General features: G+C 63.4%; 19 protein-coding genes and 1 tRNA gene. 9 read left to right on the plus strand and 11 right to left on the minus strand.

Annotated elements, in window-relative coordinates:
- Window position 1 precedes the first annotated feature (1 nt).
- Window positions 2–1915, minus strand: a complete 1914-nt coding sequence (thiC, locus tag HV793_RS09560; protein ID WP_175160793.1) for a phosphomethylpyrimidine synthase ThiC — start codon at window positions 1913–1915, stop codon at window positions 2–4.
- A 372-nt stretch (window positions 1916–2287) separates the two neighbouring features.
- Here thiC and HV793_RS09565 point away from each other — a divergent pair, with 372 nt between their 5' ends.
- Window positions 2288–2848 (plus strand): SecDF P1 head subdomain-containing protein, encoded by a 561-nt coding sequence (locus HV793_RS09565; protein ID WP_054457711.1) that lies wholly within the window; start codon window positions 2288–2290, stop codon window positions 2846–2848.
- A gap of 112 nt (window positions 2849–2960) precedes the next feature.
- Here the strand turns inward: HV793_RS09565 and nadS are convergent, their stop codons facing one another.
- The 3 genes from nadS to HV793_RS09580 form a co-directional block, all read right to left on the minus strand.
- The gene (gene nadS / locus HV793_RS09570) at window positions 2961–3251 is read right to left on the minus strand and encodes a NadS family protein (RefSeq protein ID WP_119450206.1); all 291 of its coding nucleotides are present in this window, start codon (window positions 3249–3251) and stop codon (window positions 2961–2963) included.
- 1 nt (window position 3252) lies between these two features.
- Window positions 3253–3564 (minus strand): type II toxin-antitoxin system RelE/ParE family toxin, encoded by a 312-nt coding sequence (locus HV793_RS09575; RefSeq protein WP_175160795.1) that lies wholly within the window; start codon window positions 3562–3564, stop codon window positions 3253–3255.
- 183 nt (window positions 3565–3747) lie between these two features.
- Complete coding sequence (locus HV793_RS09580) at window positions 3748–4200, minus strand: helix-turn-helix domain-containing protein (protein ID WP_175213044.1); 453 nt, start codon at window positions 4198–4200, stop codon at window positions 3748–3750.
- A 79-nt stretch (window positions 4201–4279) separates the two neighbouring features.
- Between HV793_RS09580 and HV793_RS09585 the strand changes: the two genes are divergently transcribed.
- Window positions 4280–4990 carry a response regulator transcription factor gene (locus HV793_RS09585; RefSeq protein WP_054457707.1) on the plus strand — a complete coding sequence of 237 codons (711 nt, stop codon included), beginning with the start codon at window positions 4280–4282 and terminating at the stop codon, window positions 4988–4990.
- Here HV793_RS09585 and proB read toward each other — a convergent pair.
- The 5 genes from proB to HV793_RS09610 all read right to left on the minus strand — a co-directional run bounded on the left by proB (window position 4959) and on the right by HV793_RS09610 (window position 9129).
- Window positions 4959–6095, minus strand: coding sequence for a glutamate 5-kinase (proB, locus tag HV793_RS09590; protein ID WP_054457706.1), 1137 nt, complete (start codon window positions 6093–6095; stop codon window positions 4959–4961). The two genes, HV793_RS09585 and proB, sit on opposite strands and share 32 nt — an antisense overlap.
- A gap of 56 nt (window positions 6096–6151) precedes the next feature.
- Window positions 6152–7288: a GTPase ObgE gene (obgE, locus tag HV793_RS09595; protein ID WP_054457705.1), complete on the minus strand. Its 1137-nt coding sequence runs from the start codon at window positions 7286–7288 to the stop codon at window positions 6152–6154.
- Window positions 7289–7479: 191 nt separating this feature from the next.
- Entirely contained in the window at window positions 7480–7740 is a 261-nt protein-coding gene (rpmA, locus tag HV793_RS09600; RefSeq protein ID WP_006216229.1) for a 50S ribosomal protein L27, read from the minus strand.
- A 34-nt stretch (window positions 7741–7774) separates the two neighbouring features.
- Window positions 7775–8086 carry a 50S ribosomal protein L21 gene (gene rplU / locus HV793_RS09605; RefSeq protein WP_006216228.1) on the minus strand — a complete coding sequence of 104 codons (312 nt, stop codon included), beginning with the start codon at window positions 8084–8086 and terminating at the stop codon, window positions 7775–7777.
- Between the two features lie 284 nt (window positions 8087–8370).
- Window positions 8371–9129: an IclR family transcriptional regulator gene (locus tag HV793_RS09610; RefSeq protein WP_054457704.1), complete on the minus strand. Its 759-nt coding sequence runs from the start codon at window positions 9127–9129 to the stop codon at window positions 8371–8373.
- Window positions 9130–9233: 104 nt separating this feature from the next.
- Between HV793_RS09610 and HV793_RS09615 the strand changes: the two genes are divergently transcribed.
- From HV793_RS09615 to HV793_RS09625, 3 genes are all read left to right on the plus strand, one after another.
- Window positions 9234–10397 (plus strand): fumarylacetoacetate hydrolase family protein, encoded by a 1164-nt coding sequence (locus tag HV793_RS09615; RefSeq protein ID WP_054457703.1) that lies wholly within the window; start codon window positions 9234–9236, stop codon window positions 10395–10397.
- A gap of 195 nt (window positions 10398–10592) precedes the next feature.
- Entirely contained in the window at window positions 10593–11558 is a 966-nt protein-coding gene (gene ispB, locus HV793_RS09620; RefSeq protein WP_054457702.1) for an octaprenyl diphosphate synthase, read from the plus strand.
- 131 nt (window positions 11559–11689) lie between these two features.
- Window positions 11690–11766 (plus strand) — tRNA-Pro (locus HV793_RS09625).
- An 83-nt stretch (window positions 11767–11849) separates the two neighbouring features.
- On the opposite strand, the gene HV793_RS09630 is transcribed toward HV793_RS09625, so the two are convergent.
- Window positions 11850–12428 (minus strand): hypothetical protein, encoded by a 579-nt coding sequence (locus HV793_RS09630; protein WP_175213045.1) that lies wholly within the window; start codon window positions 12426–12428, stop codon window positions 11850–11852.
- A gap of 905 nt (window positions 12429–13333) precedes the next feature.
- Here HV793_RS09630 and HV793_RS09635 point away from each other — a divergent pair.
- The 4 genes from HV793_RS09635 to HV793_RS09650 all read left to right on the plus strand — a co-directional run bounded on the left by HV793_RS09635 (window position 13334) and on the right by HV793_RS09650 (window position 17013).
- Entirely contained in the window at window positions 13334–13717 is a 384-nt protein-coding gene (locus tag HV793_RS09635; protein WP_175213046.1) for an SMI1/KNR4 family protein, read from the plus strand.
- 268 nt (window positions 13718–13985) lie between these two features.
- Window positions 13986–14510, plus strand: a complete 525-nt coding sequence (locus tag HV793_RS09640; RefSeq protein WP_175213047.1) for a hypothetical protein — start codon at window positions 13986–13988, stop codon at window positions 14508–14510.
- A gap of 219 nt (window positions 14511–14729) precedes the next feature.
- Entirely contained in the window at window positions 14730–14906 is a 177-nt protein-coding gene (locus HV793_RS31080) for an integrase core domain-containing protein (RefSeq protein ID WP_225591445.1), read from the plus strand.
- Window positions 14875–17013: a laminin G domain-containing metallophosphoesterase family protein gene (locus HV793_RS09650; protein ID WP_175213048.1), complete on the plus strand. Its 2139-nt coding sequence runs from the start codon at window positions 14875–14877 to the stop codon at window positions 17011–17013. Before HV793_RS31080 ends, HV793_RS09650 begins: the two co-directional genes overlap by 32 nt.
- Before the next feature lie 39 nt (window positions 17014–17052).
- On the opposite strand, the gene HV793_RS09655 is transcribed toward HV793_RS09650, so the two are convergent.
- Window positions 17053–18018, minus strand: a complete 966-nt coding sequence (locus HV793_RS09655) for a LysR family transcriptional regulator (RefSeq protein WP_175213049.1) — start codon at window positions 18016–18018, stop codon at window positions 17053–17055.
- Window positions 18019–18099: the final 81 nt, after the last annotated feature.

The raw sequence follows: 18099 nt of genomic DNA on the forward strand, positions 1-18099 counted from the left end.
ATCACTGCCGATGATAAACCTCGGCTCCCTTCTTAACGAACTCGATGGACTTCTCCTCCATCCCCTTCTGCAACGCATCCTTCTCGCTAACCCCCTGAGCCGCCGCATAATCCCGCACGTCCTGGGTGATTTTCATAGAGCAGAAATGCGGTCCGCACATCGAGCAGAAGTGCGCCACCTTCATCGAATCCTTCGGCAGCGTTTCGTCGTGGAATTCCTTGGCCGTGTCCGGATCCAGTCCCAGGTTGAACTGGTCGTCCCAGCGGAACTCGAAGCGCGCCTTGGACAGCGCGTTGTCGCGGATTGCCGCGCCCGGGTGGCCCTTGGCCAGGTCCGCTGCGTGGGCTGCGATCTTGTACGTGATGATGCCGTCCTTCACGTCCTTCTTGTTCGGCAGGCCCAGGTGTTCCTTGGGCGTCACATAACAGAGCATCGCCGTGCCGTACCAGCCGATCAGCGCCGCGCCGATGCCCGAGGTGATGTGGTCGTAGCCGGGGGCGATGTCGGTGGTCAGGGGGCCCAGCGTGTAGAACGGCGCCTCGTGGCAGTGTTCCAGCTGCAGCTCCATGTTTTCCTTGATCATCTGCATCGGTACGTGGCCCGGCCCTTCGATCATGACCTGCACGTCATGCTTCCACGCCACCTGCGTCAGTTCGCCCAGCGTCTTCAGCTCGGCGAATTGCGCCTCGTCGTTGGCGTCGTATCCCGAACCCGGGCGCAGGCCGTCGCCCAGCGAGAAGCTGACGTCGTAGGCCTTCATGATTTCGCAGATTTCCTCGAAACGCTCGTACAGGAAACTTTCCTTGTGGTGCGCCAGGCACCACTTGGCCATGATCGAACCGCCGCGCGAGACGATGCCGGTCATGCGGTCGGCCGTCATCGGGATGAACGGCAGACGCACGCCCGCGTGGATGGTGAAGTAGTCCACGCCCTGTTCCGCCTGCTCGATCAGCGTGTCGCGGAAAATCTCCCAGGTCAGGTCCTCGGCCTTGCCGTCGACCTTCTCCAGCGCCTGGTAGATCGGCACGGTGCCGATCGGCACGGGCGAGTTGCGGATGATCCATTCGCGCGTTTCGTGGATGTGCTTGCCGGTGGACAGATCCATGACCGTGTCGCCGCCCCAGCGGATCGCCCAGGTCATCTTTTCCACTTCCTCGCCGATGCCGGAGCTGACGGCGGAGTTGCCGATGTTGGCGTTGATCTTCACCAGGAAGTTGCGGCCGATGGCCATCGGCTCCACTTCAGGGTGGTTGATGTTGGCGGGGATGATGGCGCGGCCGCGCGCGATCTCGTCGCGCACGAACTCGGGCGTGATGGCCGCGGGAATCGAGGCGCCGAAGGACTGGCCGGGATGCTGGCGCAGCAGGCGCTTGACCATCTTTTCGCCATCGGGGCCGCTGTCGCGCAACGTCTGCAGGTAGTGCTCGCGGCGCAGGCTTTCGCGGATCGCCACGTATTCCATTTCCGGCGTGATGATGCCGCGGCGCGCGTAATGCATCTGCGACACGTTGGCGCCCGACTTGGCGCGGCGCGGCGGACGCTGCAGGTCAAAGCGCATGGCCGTCAGCTTGGGATCGGTCAGGCGTTCCTTGCCGTAGTCGCTGGTCGGGCCCGACAGCACTTCCGTGTCGCCGCGCTCTTCGATCCAGCCGCGGCGCAGTTCGGGCAGGCCGCGGCGGATGTCGATCTTGGCTTCGGGGTCGGTGTAGGGGCCGCTGCAGTCATAGACCGTCAGCGGCGGGTTCTTCTCGCCGCCGAACATCGTCGGCGTATCGTCCTGCTCGATCTCGCGGAACGGCACGCGGATGTCGGGGCGCGAGCCCACTTCATACACGCGGCGGGATTTGGGCAGCGGTGCGACGGCCGCCGCGTCGACTTCGGCGGTAGCGGCCAGGAATTTGGGATTGGCGTTCATGGAAAGCTCCAAGCGAGTGGTTGGAGCCGATCGGGAAGGAATTCCCGCCGCGCGCGCAAAGACGCATGGCGGGAATACGGCTCCCAGCATCGGCATTATCCGTACTGGTACGAAGGGACTCTCTCAACACGTCCGGCCATGTAGGCGGGACGAGTACCCCTGCGCGAAAGCGAAGTATAGAGGCTGGCGCGCGTTCCGACGAATCGCGCGGCTGCTGCGCCGCGTCGGCCGGAGCAGGCGGGAGCTGGTATTACCGCTTTACAATTGGATTCAGACTATGGCGACACCGTCATTCAGGTTCGGTACACTTTTCCCAGTGCCGGGGATGAAGTGCATCGCCTGGTCTTAGTCCACATTAAGAAGGAAACGAGCATGCAACTGACCCTACGCAAATTGGCGCCCGCCCTGGTAGTCGTGACGTTGGCGCTAGCGGGTTGCAAGACCGCCCCGACTAAGACGTCTGGCGACACCGCCACGCCGCAAGCAGGCCAAGAGGCCGCCAAGCCGGCAGCCGCGGCCTCGGTGGACTTCTACCTGGCGCAGAAGCAGCCTGGCGCAGGCATGCGCGAAATCGCGCTGCCTGACGGCAAGCTCTACATGCAGACCGTGCCCGTCCTGACGCGCGCCGACCTCACCGACGCCGCCGCGCTGGTGGACCGCCAGGGTCAGAACTTCGTCGGCCTGCGCTTCTCGGAAGCTGGCGCCCGCAAGCTCAATGACGTCAGCACCAAGAACGTCGGCAACATGCTGGCGCTCGTGATCGACCAGGAACTGGTCGCCGCTCCGCTGATCGGCGAACCGCTGAACCGCGGCGTGCTGGCCTTTGGCGTGGCCTCGGCCCAGGCCGCCTCGGAAATCGCAGCCAAGATCCGCGGCGACGCTGCCGTGCCGCCGGCTGGCGGCGCCGCTCCGGCTCCTGCTGCCAAGCCCTGAACAGCACAGCAAGCGACAAAAAAGCCCGGCATGCCGGGCTTTTTCATGGCCGCGCACAATGCGCGGGGGAAGGTTGATGAGGGCTTGGCGTCTTTTGCGCGGTCCCATGCGCCTAACGGTGCAGGGCGCGTAGCGCGATCTCAGGCTCGTTGGCCACGACTTTCAGCAGAGCAGCAGCTGGTCCGGTAGGAGACCGGCGCTTTTGCTCCCAGTTTTGCAAGGTGCGAACGCTGACCTGCAACGCCGCCGCAAACTCAGCTTGAGACAGCTTGGTCTGTTCGCGCACCCGCTTCACGTCCAGAGGATCAAGCGTGGATATTCTCGAAGGACGCGTCTCTCCCTTGCGTATCGCTGCCGCTTCTTTGAGACTCGCCTTCAAATCGGCGAATAACTGCCTGTCCATTTCACAAGTCCTTTACCAACGCCCGCAGTTCAGAAAGTTCCGCTGAGTTCAAGTTGTCCCGCAAGTTCTTTGGGTAGGCCAACAGCATCAGAATCTGGTCGTCATCGGTGAGCCAGTAATAGATCACCCGTATCCCCCCGCTCTTGCCGATTCCCGGCCGCGCGTGGCGCACCTTTCGTATGCCGCCTCCGCCAGGAATCACATGGCCGCAGGCGGGATCCTCCAGCAGCATTTGCTGCAATTCACGATAACCATCATCTGGCAGCAGGGACGTGATTTGCCTGGTAAAGACGCTGGTTTCTATGAAAACCATGATTGGATTGTACGCCAATGGCGTAGTCGCATTTGCACGTAATACCGCAAGCGCGCGGCGCGGAAAATCGCCGACGACTGTACGTGCTTTACCGGGAGGCAGGGGAGCTACTGCGCGATATCTGTCACTGGGATGCGCTTGGCGGACGCGCGCTTGCGCGAGGCCGGCAAAGATAGTTTGCGATCAGCCCAGCTTGCGGCCGCGCGTCTTGGCGCCGCGGCGGACGAGGATGGTTTTTTCGATGTAGGCCTGCGTGATCGATTCAAGGATCAGGCGGTCGTCGGTCGTGAGCGATTCGAACTGCGAAGGCGAAATGTTGGGGAAGGGCCAGGGCGCCATCGGACGCGGCCGGCCGCCGGGACGCGGCACGGGTTCGGCCACGCCAGGCGCGGGCAGCGTGTTGCTGAGGTCGTAGCCTTCCACGGGAAGTTCCAGCGGGCCCTTGCCGGTTTCCAGCCATTCGACCTCGACCTTCAAGACCTGCGCCAGCTTGCGGGCCGAGCGGCTTGAGTGCCGCAGGCCGCTTTCGTAGCTGCCGATGGCGCTTTGCGAAATGCGCGCAAGACGAGCGAGGTCTTTCTGCGTGTGGCCACGCAGCAGGCGCGCATGCTTCAGTCGGTCTGAGAATGTTTTCACACCGGCGATTGAAGCTTGCTGGTCACGCGCTTTGGTGGTTATAAATATTACTTAAGTGATATTTATCAAAGGTGAGCGCATGGAGCAACGAGGCAGCGTCTTCGTCGTACGGCTCGACGCAACGGCGCGCGAGGATTTCGCCGAGGCTTTGCGTCTGATGCGTTGGCAGGTCCGCGTGTTCGATTCGTCCGCTGCCGTATTGGAACACTTGCAGGCGCAGGGCGCTGATGCCCTGGTACTTTTGGGAGGTATTAAGGGTGTGCCTGGCCTCATCGCCACGCTGCGCCGGGCGGCGCCCGCTGCGGCGGTGCTGTGGCAGGCCGCGGATGCCAGCGCGTCGGATCGCATTGCCGCGCTGGATGCGGGGGCGGACGTCTGTACCCCTGCGGGCATGGACGCGCTGGAATGGGACGCTCTGCTGCGCAATCTGTACCGGCGCGCGCCGTCCACCGCCTTGCCTTGGCGACTAGACCCGCACGTGGGCGCACTGGCGGGACCGGCTGGCGAGTTCCTGCCGTTGACGGTCACCGAGCGCGCTTTTTTTGTCCGCTTGTTGAGCGCGCCGGGCTACTGCCTGCGCCGGGAATGTTTTTTCCCTGCCGGTACGCGCAAGTCCATGGAAGGGGCGCGGCGGGTGGATGTGCTCTTGTCGCGGCTGCGCAGCAAAGCGCGCCGCCTCAATATCGACTTGCCCGTGCTTGCGGTGCGGGGATGGGGCTACATCCTGCTGCCCGAAGGCGCCGCAAGAGAGCAGGGTCTCAGAGTACTACCAGGTTATCCCGATGCATGAGTTCGGGTTCGGTCATGCTGCCCAGGATGCGCGCGATCTGCGACGAAGGCTGTCGCAGGATGCGGCGGGTGTCGGCCGATGAATAGTTGATCAGGCCACGGGCGCATTCGCGGCCCTGGCCGTCCACGCAGGCGACCACGTCGCCACGGCCGAACTCGCCTTCCACCTCGGTCACGCCGATGGGCAGCAGGCTCTTTCCTTCGCGCAGCAGCGCCTGCACGGCGCCGTCATCCAGCACCACGCGTCCGCGCAGGCGCAGGTGATCGGCCAGCCATTGCTTGCGCGCGGACCACACGGGCAGCACGGCGCGCAATTCGCTGCCGATGCACTCGCCCTGGGCCAGGCGCGTAAGCACATTGCGCTCGCGGCCCGATGCGATGACGGTATGCGCGCCGCTATGCGCCGCGCGCTTGGCCGCCAGCACCTTGGTCAGCATGCCGCCGGTGCCGATGCCGCTGCCCGCGCCGCCGGCCATGGCTTCCAGCGCGGGGTCGCCTGCCTGGGCATGCGACATGAACTTGGCGTCGGGATTCTTGCGCGGATCGGAGTCGTACAGGCCGCGTTGATCGGTCAGGATGATCAGCGTGTCGGCTTCGATCAGATTGGTGACCAGCGCGCCCAGGGTGTCGTTGTCGCCCAGCCGGATTTCGTCGGTGACGACCGTGTCGTTTTCGTTCACGATCGGCACCACGCCCAGGCGCAGCAGCGCGAACAGCGTGCTGCGCGCGTTCAGGTAGCGGTGGCGGTCGGCCAGGTCTTCGTGCGTCAGCAGGATTTGCGCGGTGCGCAGGCCGTATTCGGCGAAGGCCGCTTCGTAGGCCTGGCACAGGCCCATCTGGCCCACGGCCGCGGCTGCCTGCAGTTCGTGCATGACCGACGGGCGTTTGCGCCAGCCCAGGCGCGCCATGCCTTCGGCGATGGCGCCGCTGGAGACCAGCACGATCTGCTTGCCCTGCTTGTGCAGGGCGGCGATCTGCGCGGCCCAGTGCGCCACGGCGGCGCGGTCCAGGCCTCGGCCTTCGTTGGTGACCAGCGACGAGCCGACTTTGGCGACGAGACGCTGGGCGTTGGTGACGACGGAAACGGCGGGTGTTTCAGCAGACATGATGGCGGCCGGCTGCGGCGAGAAAAAGGCGTAATCGTAAGGACTGCGATTATGGCTTATTCGTCGTCGCCGCGCGGCGCGGGGCGCTGGTCGGCGGTCGAGCGCTTGTCGTCGAAGCGCGGGTCCGGCGCGACATAGTTCTCTTCGGCCTGGTCTTGCGACAGGTGTTCCTTTTCGCGTTCGGCGTCCAGGTAGTCCTGCAGCGCATAGATCAGGTCTTGCGTGCCTTCGCCCGACAGGCCGGAAATGCCGAACACCGGGCCCTTCCAGTCGTAGAGTTCAAGGAAGCGGCGCTTGGTGTCCTCGGGATCGGGCACCATGTCCAGCTTGTTCAGGACCAGCCAGCGCGGCTTGGCGGCCAGTTCCGGATCGTAGCGGCGCAGTTCCTCGACGATGGCGCGCGCGTCGACCACGGCCTGCTCGACCGGATCCGCGTCCGGGTCGGGCGTGGAGACGTCCACCAGATGCAGCAGCACGCGGGTGCGCGCCAGGTGGCGCAGGAACAGGTGGCCCAGGCCGGCGCCTTCGGAGGCGCCTTCGATCAGGCCGGGAATGTCGGCCACAACGAAGCTGCGCGACGGCGAGGTGCGCACCACGCCCAGGTTGGGGTGCAGCGTGGTGAAGGGGTAGTCCGCGATCTTCGGCTTGGCATTGGAAATGCGCGTGATCAGCGTGGACTTGCCGGCGTTGGGCAGGCCCAGCAGGCCCACGTCCGCCAGCACCTTCAGTTCCATGCGCAGGTAGCGGTGTTCGCCTTCCTTGCCGGGCGTCCACTGGCGGGGCGCGCGGTTCACGCTCGACTTGAAATGGATATTGCCCATGCCGCCCTGGCCGCCTGCGGCCAGCACCACCTTCTGGTCGTGCTGGTTGAGGTCGAACAGGATTTCGCCGGTGTCGGCGTCATGGATGATGGTGCCCACCGGCACGCGCAGCGTGATGTCCGGAGCGGCCGCGCCGTACTGGTCCGAGCCGCGGCCGTTTTCGCCGTTCTTGGCGCGGTGCAGGCGCGCATAGCGGTAGTCGATCAGCGTGTTGATGTTGCGGTCTGCCACGGCGTAGATGGTGCCGCCGCGTCCGCCGTCGCCGCCGTCCGGGCCGCCTCTGGGAATGAATTTTTCGCGGCGAAAGCTCGCCACGCCATTGCCGCCTTTGCCGGCGACGACTTCGATGGTGGCTTCGTCTACGAATTTCATGATGTCCGCGCGTGTAGTGGTAAGGAGTGGGGCGGGGCCGTCATTCGGCGCCGCCGGGAGGCAGGGGCCGGAACCGTCCGGCTGCTGCCCGAAATCTGGAAAAGCTTAAAACAAAAAAGCCCTGCCGCATGCGACAGGGCTTTTGCCGTTCTGGAACGCGGCGAACCGCGTTGCTGACCGTGCTGGTCCGATTACTCGGCAGCGACGATCGAAACGGTCTGCTTGTTCAACGCGCCCTTGAAGCCGAATTGAACCTTGCCGTCGATCAGCGCGAACAGGGTGTGATCCTTGCCCATGCCGACGTTGACGCCAGCGTGGAAGCGCGTGCCGCGCTGACGCACGATGATCGAACCAGCGGGAATCAATTCGCCGCCGAATGCCTTGACGCCCAGACGCTTCGATTCTGAGTCGCGTCCGTTCCGCGTAGAGCCGCCGCCCTTTTTCTGTGCCATGTTTAGCTCCTGCTAAGTGGTACCGAGTCGCTTCTTAAGCCGTGATGGCTTCGATGCGGATTTCGGTGTAGTTCTGACGGTGGCCCTGACGCTTCTGGTAGTGCTTGCGACGGCGCATCTTGAAGATCTTGACCTTGTCGTGGCGGCCTTGCGCAAGAACCGTTGCCTTGACCACGGCGCCGGAGACGAGGGGCGTGCCAACTTTCAGTTGGTCGCCTTCGCCCACGGACAGCACTTGGTCCAGGGTGATTTCTTGCCCAATGTCTGCCGGTATCTGTTCTATCTTGAGTTTTTCGCCAGCGGCAACGCGATACTGCTTGCCACCGGTTTTTACGACCGCGTACATGGGGGATTCCTTAAATAGGTAAATGGGTTCATCTGCGCTGCCTGCCCTGCTGGGCGGGATTGCCGCTCTGGCGGGCGCTTTCTTCTCCTGGCGCCAGAGCCTGGCAAGAGAGGGAAAGGCCTTGATGCCTGGGAAAGTAGAACCTTCCTTGGCACCCAGAGGGGTGACGCAAATGCAACCGACGTAATTCGGGCATTGCTGACCGAATCCGGAATATTAGCCCGGGACTTTCAGAAAGTCAAAAAGCCGTTGCAGGCTAAGGGCTTAGGTGTCGCATGCGCGCTTCAAGCGCCGGGGATCACCCGCAGGGCGATGTCCCGCGCCACGAGGCGGATGCCCGCAATGACGTCATGGCGGTGCGTCTCGTCCAGCCGGTCGGTGGGGATCGACGTGCTGACGGCCACCCGCTTGCCCTGCGGCGTCATGCCCACGTAGGCGGCATAGCAGACCAGGCCTGTCGCCACTTCCTCCAGATCCTGCGCGAGGCCTGTGCTGCGCACCTGGGCCAGTTCCTGATCGAGCGCGGCGCGGGTGGCGAGGCTGCGCTCGGTGACGCGCGGCAGCGTATCCGGCACGCGGGCGGCCAGGTCTTCGGGCGGCAGGCTGGCCAGCAACGCCTTGCCCAGCGCGCAGGCGTGCGCCGGCAGGCGCAGGCCCAGGTCCGACACCAGTCGCACCGGGCGGCGCGCGTCTTCGCGGGCCAGGTAGACCACGTCGAAGCCATCCAGCGTCGCCAGTTGCACCACTTCGTTGTGCCGCGCCACGAAAGCGCCCGCGGCAGCCTGGAACGCCGCCTGCAGCCCGTCCTGGCGCAGATAGGCATGGCCCAGCGCCATCAGTTCGATGCCGATGACGTAGCCGCCATCACGGCGCTCGATCCAGCGGCGCTGTTCCAGGCAATCCAGCAGCAGATAGAGGGTGCTGCGGGCGAGCTGGCAGGATTCGGCCAGTTCGGATGCCTTGACCGGCGTGTTGCGGCCGGCCAGCACTTGCAGGATGTCGTGCGTGCGGCGGATGGCGGGGACGTCGTGTACGGTTGCCATGCTCTATTTGTCCAACATATTGGACATAAATTCATGATGTTGGACATGATAATGGAAGTCTCCTAGACTGCCCCGCACATCATTCGAACAAGGCGAGGAGACTCATGGACCAAGCAAAGGCGCTGCCCGTCGATCTGGAACAGGCGTTGCTGGTGGGGCGGGTGTGGAGGCCGGGGCATGGTCCCAGCGTCGTGGCGGTGCGCCGCGGCGAGGTGATCGACATCACGGCGGCCGCGTCCACCATGGCGGACCTGCTGGACCGTCCCGACCGCGTGGCGCTCGCCGCCAGCGCCGCCGGCGAGTCGCTGGGCGATGTGCATGCCCTGATGGCAGCCAGCCTGGCAGGCCGGGAGGGCTTGCGCCTGCTGGCGCCTTGCGACTTGCAGCCCGTCAAGGCGGCGGGCGTCACCTTCGCCATCAGCCTGCTGGAACGCATGATCGAGGAAGAGGCCGGCGGCGATGCCAGCCGCGCCGAGGAAATCCGCGTCCGCATGCAGGCGCTGATCGGCTCGGACCTGTCCCGCCTGCGGCCGGGCTCGCCCGAAGCTGCCAAACTGAAGGCCGAGCTGACCGAGCGCGGCCAGTGGTCGCAATACCTGGAGGTGGGCATAGGTCCGGACGCCGAGATTTTCTCCAAGGCGCCGCCCATGGCGTCGGTGGGGACGGGTGCGCATATCGGCGTGCTGCCCGAATCCCGCTGGAACAATCCCGAACCCGAGATCGTGCTGGCGGTGGACAGTCGCGGCGAGGTCGTTGGCGCCACGTTGGGCAACGACGTCAACCTGCGCGACATCGAAGGCCGCAGCGCCTTGTTGCTGACCAAGGCCAAGGACAACAACGGCTCTTGCGCCATCGGTCCCTTCATTCGCCTGTTCGACGGGGACTTCAGCCTGGACAGCGTGCGCCAGGCCGATGTGTCCTTGCGCATCGAGGGCCTGGACGGCTTCGTGCTGGACGGCGTGAGCCACATGCGCGAGATCAGCCGCGATCCGCTGGACCTGGCGCGCCAGGCCTGCGGCAAGCATCATCAGTACCCGGACGGCTTCATGCTGTTCCTGGGCACCATGTTCTCGCCCACCCAGGACCGCATGGGCCCGGGCACCGGCTTCACCCACAAGCTGGGCGACCGCGTCGTGATCGCGTCCGAGCGCCTGGGCGCGCTGGTCAACGAAGTGCGTCTGGCCACCGAGATCGAGCCCTGGACCTTCGGGGTGCGCGCACTTTACGCCAGCCTGGCCGCGCGCGGCCTGCCGAGGCAAGGCGCCTGATCCGCCGCAGGACGGCGCCGGGCAGGGGCGCGCTCCGGGGCGCCACCCCTGCCGGCGATTCCGCCAGGATGACGGCTCGCGTCCGTCACTCCCCGTATAATCCTTGGTCGAATCCTCCCGCCGTCTGCGGCGGGCCCAGCGGTAAGAGCCGGCGCGCGTTCACGCCGCGGCTCGTTTCACTCTCCCGGATACGTCTTGAATCTCCCCGAGCTTGTTGCCCCCATTGCAGACGATATGAAAGCCGTCGACGCGGTCATCCGCGAGCGGCTGAATTCCGAGGTGGTCCTGATCCGCACGATCGGCGACTACATCATAGGCGCGGGCGGCAAGCGCATGCGCCCGGCCATGGTACTGATGGTGGCGCGCGCGCTGGGCTACGAGGGCACGCACCACCAGCTGCTGGCCGCCGTGGTTGAGTTCATCCACACCGCGACCCTGCTGCACGACGACGTGGTCGACGAATCCGACCTGCGCCGCGGGCGTGAAACCGCCAACGCGGTCTTCGGTAACGCCGCCAGCGTGCTGGTGGGCGACTACCTGTATTCGCGCTCCTTCGAGATGATGGTGGAAGCGAACTCGATGCGCGTCATGAGCATCCTGTCCGAAGCCACCACCGTGATCGCCGAGGGCGAGGTGCTGCAACTGCTGAACGTGCATGATCCGGACGTCTCGCAGGAGCGCTATCTGCAAGTGGTGCGCTACAAGACCGCCAAGCTGTTCGAGGCCGCCGCCCAGGTGGGCGCCGTGCTGGCGGGCGCCACCCCCGAGCAGGAAGCCGCCGCGGCCGCCTATGGCCGCCACGTGGGCACCGCCTTCCAGCTGGTGGATGACGTGCTGGACTACAGCGGCGACGCCGCCGCCCTGGGCAAGAACGTGGGCGACGACTTGCGCGAGGGCAAGCCCACGCTGCCGCTGATCCGCGTGATGGAAGTGGGCACGCCGGAACAGCAGCAATTGATCCGCGACGCCATCAAGACCGGCGACGCCGACTTCGCCGCCGTGGCCGCCGCCATCCAGGCTACCGATGCCCTGGAACACGCCCGCCAGGCCGCCGTGGCCGAAGCGGATCTGGCCCGAAAAGCACTTTCTGCTTACCCCATTTCCCCTTTTCAAAAATCTCTGTTAGAATTCTGCGCTTTCGCGGTGAACAGAGATCGCTAAGCGAATTAGGCGAAAAATCTGGGGTAACCCAGGTGGGGAAACCCGGTAGCCTGAAACGTGGCGGTTGATAGTGAAAGCGAAAGATGGCCTGGCTGCACTGAGCGCAACCAAGCCAAGGAAGTTGAAGTAACCGGGGCGTAGCTCAGCCTGGTAGAGTACTGCGTTCGGGACGCAGGAGTCGGAGGTTCGAATCCTCTCGCCCCGACCACTAATTTGTGGTCACACCCGACAGAAGACCCTTTAGCCAAATGGCCATTGGGTCTTTTTTGTTTTGGGCTGCGCGGTGCTTGCTTAGGAATTTCCGCCCATGGGCAGAGGTTTGGGTGGCTCGACCTTGATGTTGTCGCATTTCACCGCCTTCTTTACCGGGACGGGCCTAGTCCGTACCACTCCGTCTACTACGACAAGCTCACGCAAGACGGTATGGGGATGCTGGTAGAGCGTCTCGTAATCTTTTCCCGGCTCCAGAACTGCACTGATCGCTTCGCCGAAGGGACGGCGGTACATGGACATGCCTATGGCGTCGGGATGGGTCGATCCGCCGCCGCGCGAGTAGATGTCGATCGGAATTCCCGCGGTGACGACATATTCGGAATAGTATTCCTCGTCGATATCGGGCATGGGCATGCCGATCACCGTATTGCTGAATCCCCGGACCAAGGGATCGTTGGCTTCGAAGCTGTACGAACGCATGTCATCCTGGCAAGTGCGATTCAGGATGATGGTGGTTTGAGTGCCGAAATAGATCCGCAACCTTGCGCTCACCGCAGGATCGTATTCCTTGGGCAGATACGGGCTCTTCGGGGCGCATCCCGAGGTCAATATGGCAACGCCGATCATTGCCATCGCTGCTCGCCATGCTGTCTTCATCAGTTGCCTTTCGTTGTTAATGCACCATCCTCTTTTCGCGGACCCGCGGTGGGAGGATCTACCTTGGATGCCTGACGCGCGGCGCCAGCCGCCCATGGTTATTAACGGTTATTCGCGGCAAAGCTTGAGGCGCGCCGTAGGGAGTGTTGGCTCGCCAGGAAAAATTTGACGTGTCAGACTACGTTTAGCGAACAACAAAATCACATCCGAGATCTGGTTGTCGGCGGATGGCGCGGCGGGCGCCGGTTCTGTCGTACCTGCTGAGCGCACGCACGCCGGCCGACGCTTTGCGGCAGTTGCTCGCGATGCTGGCGTCGAGGGCTCTGAAGTTGGCGCTCGTACTGATCACCTTCAGGGCTTAACGTGATGATCCCGAACCGGGTGTCGGGCAACCACAACGACTACAAGACCTTCAAGCCATACGACCCGGGCAAGCTGCTGGGCGACACGTAGCCGACGATGCCGGTGCCGCAAGCGGATTCGGGGGGCGGTGGTGGCGACGGTGTTTACGGCGGGGGCGATGGCGCCTGTCGTTGCTGGCGCGGCAAGCGGTTTCGGCGCCACGATGGCGGCGGGAGCTGCCGTTTTGACAGGCGCCTCGGCAGTGTCTGGATTGGCGGCTGTCGGCATCGGATTGGCCGCAGGGGCAATGGGCAGCATTGTCAGCCAAGGTGTAGGCATGGCGATTGGCGTGCAGTCCAAGTTCTCTTTTCAAAGGCGGGGGTGTTGTCGCGCAGTGTTGGCCAGCCCTTCGATGCGCATCATATTATAGAAAGTAGCTATGGCGGGCCAAATGGCTGGTGGAATATACACCCTGCTAGGTATCCAGATCAGCATCAGGGGGGTATCCATCGGTCGCGTAGCTCAGAAAAGCAATTTTTTCAAAAATGATAGAGGAAGAATAAATGGGTACATATGACGATCTCGTGAGTTTGAAGGGGAGTGGCACTCCATTTGATAAGCTGAGAAAAATGCGACCCATTGTTCCGACGCTAGATAAAATTCCTCAGGATTATGTGAATTTCATCGCGGATGTAGGAGCTGGAGAGCTAGGGGATGCGAGATTCATGTTGTACGATGGGTTGATCCCTTCTGAAGAAATATATGGAAAATTGCCGCCAGAGTGGGAAAGAGTCCTGATTTTTGGTGATGATTTTTCGGGATGCAACTCTGGATTCAGAGTGTCCGATTGGAGTGTTGTAGAAATCAATCCTTCTGATATGGAGATAGACGTGATCGCGTCAACATTTCAGATTTTTATTCGAGGAAAAATTAAAAATCTGATGTAATTTTTATCGGTTTTTCGTCCTCAGGCGGTGAAGAAGGCGCTTCAATTTAATCGAGAAAATGAAAATTTAATGTGTCATACTACGTTTAACGCGATTGTTTTGAGGAAGCCCCGACCGTGTATTGGCGTCGGGGCTTTTGTTTTCTGGCCGGGGGGCGGCGGCTTAATGTATTCTGCACGAGTAGTGAAGTGACCTCTGCGGGCCTGTCGGCGGCTACGCGACGACGTATTCCTGCTACGACCAGGCGGGCAACGTCACGCAGTACCGCATGGACGTGTACGACGGTTCGGCCTACTCGAACACCTACACGTATACCCACGCGCGCTATGAAGGCTATTGCGAGGAGACGCTGTCCGGCACCAGCACGGCGTTGGATCCGGGCCAGACCACATACCAGGACGACGTCAACGGCAACCTGGTTGGGGTCACGGACTCCAAGGACAGCAGGAGGAATCAGACGCTGGTCAACGACGCCAACGGCAAGATCCTGCAGCGGGTGCAGGATGGCAAGACCACGCGCTCGCTGATCGCCAACGGCGAGTTGCTGGGCACCACGGGGCCGGGCGCTGGCGTGGATGACTTCTCGCCAGCCTACCGTCCGATCGATGGCAGCAACCCGTCGGCCAGTCCGGGCTCGTACCGGATCCAGGCCGGCGATACGCTGCAAAGCATCGCCCAGCCAGAGGGCAAAGAGCTGGATTTTTGCGCATTTGTTGTTTATATAGTGAACTCGGAGGTGGCGAGGGGGAACTATATGAAAGAGTATTCCTGGTTTTTTATCAGCGATGATTGAATTTACTTTCTCCAATACTCGTGGCTAGAACCTGAACCACGCTCAAGACGCGGTTGGCCAGGTCGCGCGCCTCTATGACGCCAGACCGAAATTTAACGAGTCAGACTACGTTTAACGGACGCCCAAATCACCTTCGAAATCCGGCCGTCGATCGACGGCACCGTCTTGACTTTGGCCTAAGACAAGTTTGATTCAATGTGTCAGGCTACGTTTTATTTAATGTTTCAGCAGGTCCAAGCAATCACTGAACGTTGGCTAGTCGATTACAACGAATACCGCCCGCATGAGTCGCTGGGCGGCCTCCAGTCATCCCGCCGTCATTCCGCGTCTCTAGACTCCCGCCTTTTTCGAACAGGCAGCAGAGATGACGAAGGACAGCAAGCACGGCCAGGGTGATACGCAGATCGTGGAGCAGGCGGCGGATGCCTTGCCGCAGGCGCCCGACAACCGGCGGCGCAGCTTGCTGCGCGCCGGCTTGGGCGTGACGCTGTTGCCCATGGGCGGCAGTTTCCTGCTCAGCGGCTGCAATGGCGGCGGCGACGATGACGATGATGATGACGGCGATGGCGGCACGGGCAAGCCTCAGCCGGCCCTGGTGTCGAGCTTTGCGCTGGCGGTGCTGCCGGATACGCAGTTCTATTCTCGCTACGCGACCGACGCCGAGAACCAGCAGTTCATGCGCAAGTACGGCAGCGAGCCCTACCAGGCGCAGACGCGCTGGGTGGCCGAGCACGCCAAGGCGCTCAACATTCCCTTCCTGGTCCATCTGGGCGATGTGGTCGACCAGCAGGGCAAGCCCGACCAGTGGAAGGTGGCCAGCGCCGCGATGAAGGTGCTGGAAGACGCCAAGGTGCCGTACTCGATCCTGGCGGGCAACCACGACGTGATCGTCGACCGCGACTATGTCGACGAGAGCAGCCAGTCGGCCAATACCGACGCGCAGCGCGACCTGGCCAAGGAACCCTACCTGCAGCATTTCAGCGTCACGCGCGCCAAGCAGCAGGCCACCTTCGGCGGCCGCGATGCCAGCGGCTTTCACGAGTACCACGTGTTCGAGGCCGAAGGGCAGAAGTTCCTGGTGCTGTCGCTGTCCTGGCGCGCATCGAATGACGCGCTGGCCTGGGCCAACCAGGTGCTGCGCGCCAATCCCACGCTGCCCGCCATTCTGATCAACCACCAGCTGCTGAACATCGACAAGGATGGCGTCAGCCCGCTGGAAGTGCCCTACGGCAAGATGCTGTGGGACAAGCTGATCCGCGACAACGATCAGATCTTCATGACGCTCAACGGCCACTACCACGGCGCCACCCGCCTGACCAAGACCAACGCCTATGGCAACGCGGTGGAGGAGATGGTGGTGGATTACCAGATGGCCTACCAGGGCGGCAACGGCCTGATGCGTCTGTACGAATTCGATCTGGGCAACAACGAGATCCGCGTGCTGTCTTTCTCGCCCTGGGTGCCGCAGAAGCCCAAGGACACGCTCAACGCATTTGACCAGGCGGTGCTGACCGCGCCCAACGAGCAGTTCACCATCAAGATGGACTTCGCCAGCCGCTTCTCCGGCTTCAACAAGACGTTCAAGGCGGCGGCGCCCTCGCATACCTCGCTGGTCGAACAGGCCTCGGCGCTGATCCTGGCCAACTACACGGATCCCACGACCGTCGAACAGAAGCCGGCCGCGGACGTCAACGACTACCCGCTGGTGGCGGGGACGCTGGCGCACTGGCGCTTCTTCGGCGGGCAGGCCGGCCTGTCCGTCAAGGTGGGCGAGACCGTCGCGGATCTGACCGGCCTGAATCCGATCCGCCGCGCGGCGCTCAACATAGACGGCGTGGCGGGCGCGCAGGAAGGCGACCTGCTGTGGTCGGACGATCACCATTACCTGTCCGCCGCGCCCGGTTCAGTGCGGTTCCTGAACACCGATAAGAACACCGCGCGCATGAGTTACTTCACCACCGAAGCCACTGCGGCGATCAACGGCGCCACGGTGCCCAACGGCTACACGGTCGAGGCGTTCCTGAAGATCGACCGGGACTGGAGCGCGCAGAAGCACGCCTGGATGAACGTGATGACGCGCGACGGCAAGCGCGGCGATCTGGCCGGGTTCAATGGCGGCGACCCGGAATCCCCGCCCTTGATCTTCGCAGTGTCCAGCTTGCGCGAGATCCAGTGGGAAATCGTGCCGGTCGTGGCGGGTGAGCGCGGCGGCAAGACCAACTGGTCGGGCGAGATCATCGCGGACAAATGGTTCCACGTCGCGGTGGTCAACGACGCCGACACGCACGAGACCATTCTGTACATCGAGGGCGCGCCGGTATTGCGCAACGTCAGCAATGCGCCGGGCCTGGCGACGCTGGCCGCCGACATGCCCTGGGTGATCGGAGCGGGTTCGTGGGACGGCGAACGCGCCGACGGCTTCTTCGGCAGCATCGGCGAGATACGCATCGTGGATAAGGCGCTCAAGCCCGCGCAATGGCTGACCGCGCGCCGCGCGAGCTAGCGCGTCATGCGGGACGCGCGCGACGCGTCCCGCAGGTGTTCAGCGTGGCGCCGCCGCGTCAGCCGCCTCGGCCCGCAGGCACTCGATCAAATCCCGCATCCGCGGCGACAAATCCAGGCTGTGGTGCCGCACGATGCCCAGCGGGCCGAATACGGGAGGCAGCTCGATATCCAGAACGGCAACGCCGCCGCTGCCGGCCGGGTGGCGTGCGACGCAACGGGGCAGCAGCGACAGCAGGTCGCTGCTGGCCATCAGCATCATATTGTTCAGGGCCGAGGCCGATTCGATGCGCGACGGCGGGTACTGGCCGTGACGCTGCAGCAGCATGTCCAGGCCGATGCGCGCCGGGCTGCCGCGCGGCGGCATGATCCACGGATAGGCCGCCAGTTGCGCCCAGGAGACCTGGGCCACGTCCGCCAGCGGATGTCCGCTGCGCGCGCATACGCACATCGGCTCTTCGTACAGCACTTGCGTCAGGGTATCGGGCGTGCGCACGGCGGCGCCCATGCGCGCCACCAGCAGGTCCAGCTTGCGGGTGTGCAGGTCTGGCATCAGCGCTTCCAGTGAACCCTCGCGCACCAGCACATTGACATTGGCCGCCTGTTGCTCGAAACGCAGCAGCGCGCGCGGCACCAGGTAGGCCGCCGCCGCCGAGTTGACGCCGACATGGATGGTTTCCGCGTCGAGGCCGGGCGCGGCGGACCATTCGCCGCTCATGCGTTCCAGGTCACCCAGCACCCAGCGGGCGTGACGGATCAGGGAGTCGCCATGGGGCGTGGGGAAGGTGCCCTTCGGGGTCCGGTCGAACAGCCGGGCGCCCAGCATGTCCTCCAGTTCCGCGAGCATGCGCGACACCGCAGGCTGGGTGGTGGCCATGCGTTGCGCCGCCACGCCGACGTTGTGGACTTCGTCCAGCAATAGCATGAGTTGCAGGTGGCGCAGACGCAGCCGGCCACGCAGATACCAGTCTTGCTGCAGGGGAGCGATGGTGTCGGGAGGGTTCATCTCCACATATCAACTCTGATATGGAAAGTGAAAAATATATCATTGGACTGGAATGATGGGCTGGCCGATGATGATTGCCAG

The organism is Achromobacter aegrifaciens, from assembly GCF_902859965.1.
Taxonomy (GTDB): domain Bacteria; phylum Pseudomonadota; class Gammaproteobacteria; order Burkholderiales; family Burkholderiaceae_B; genus Achromobacter; species Achromobacter aegrifaciens.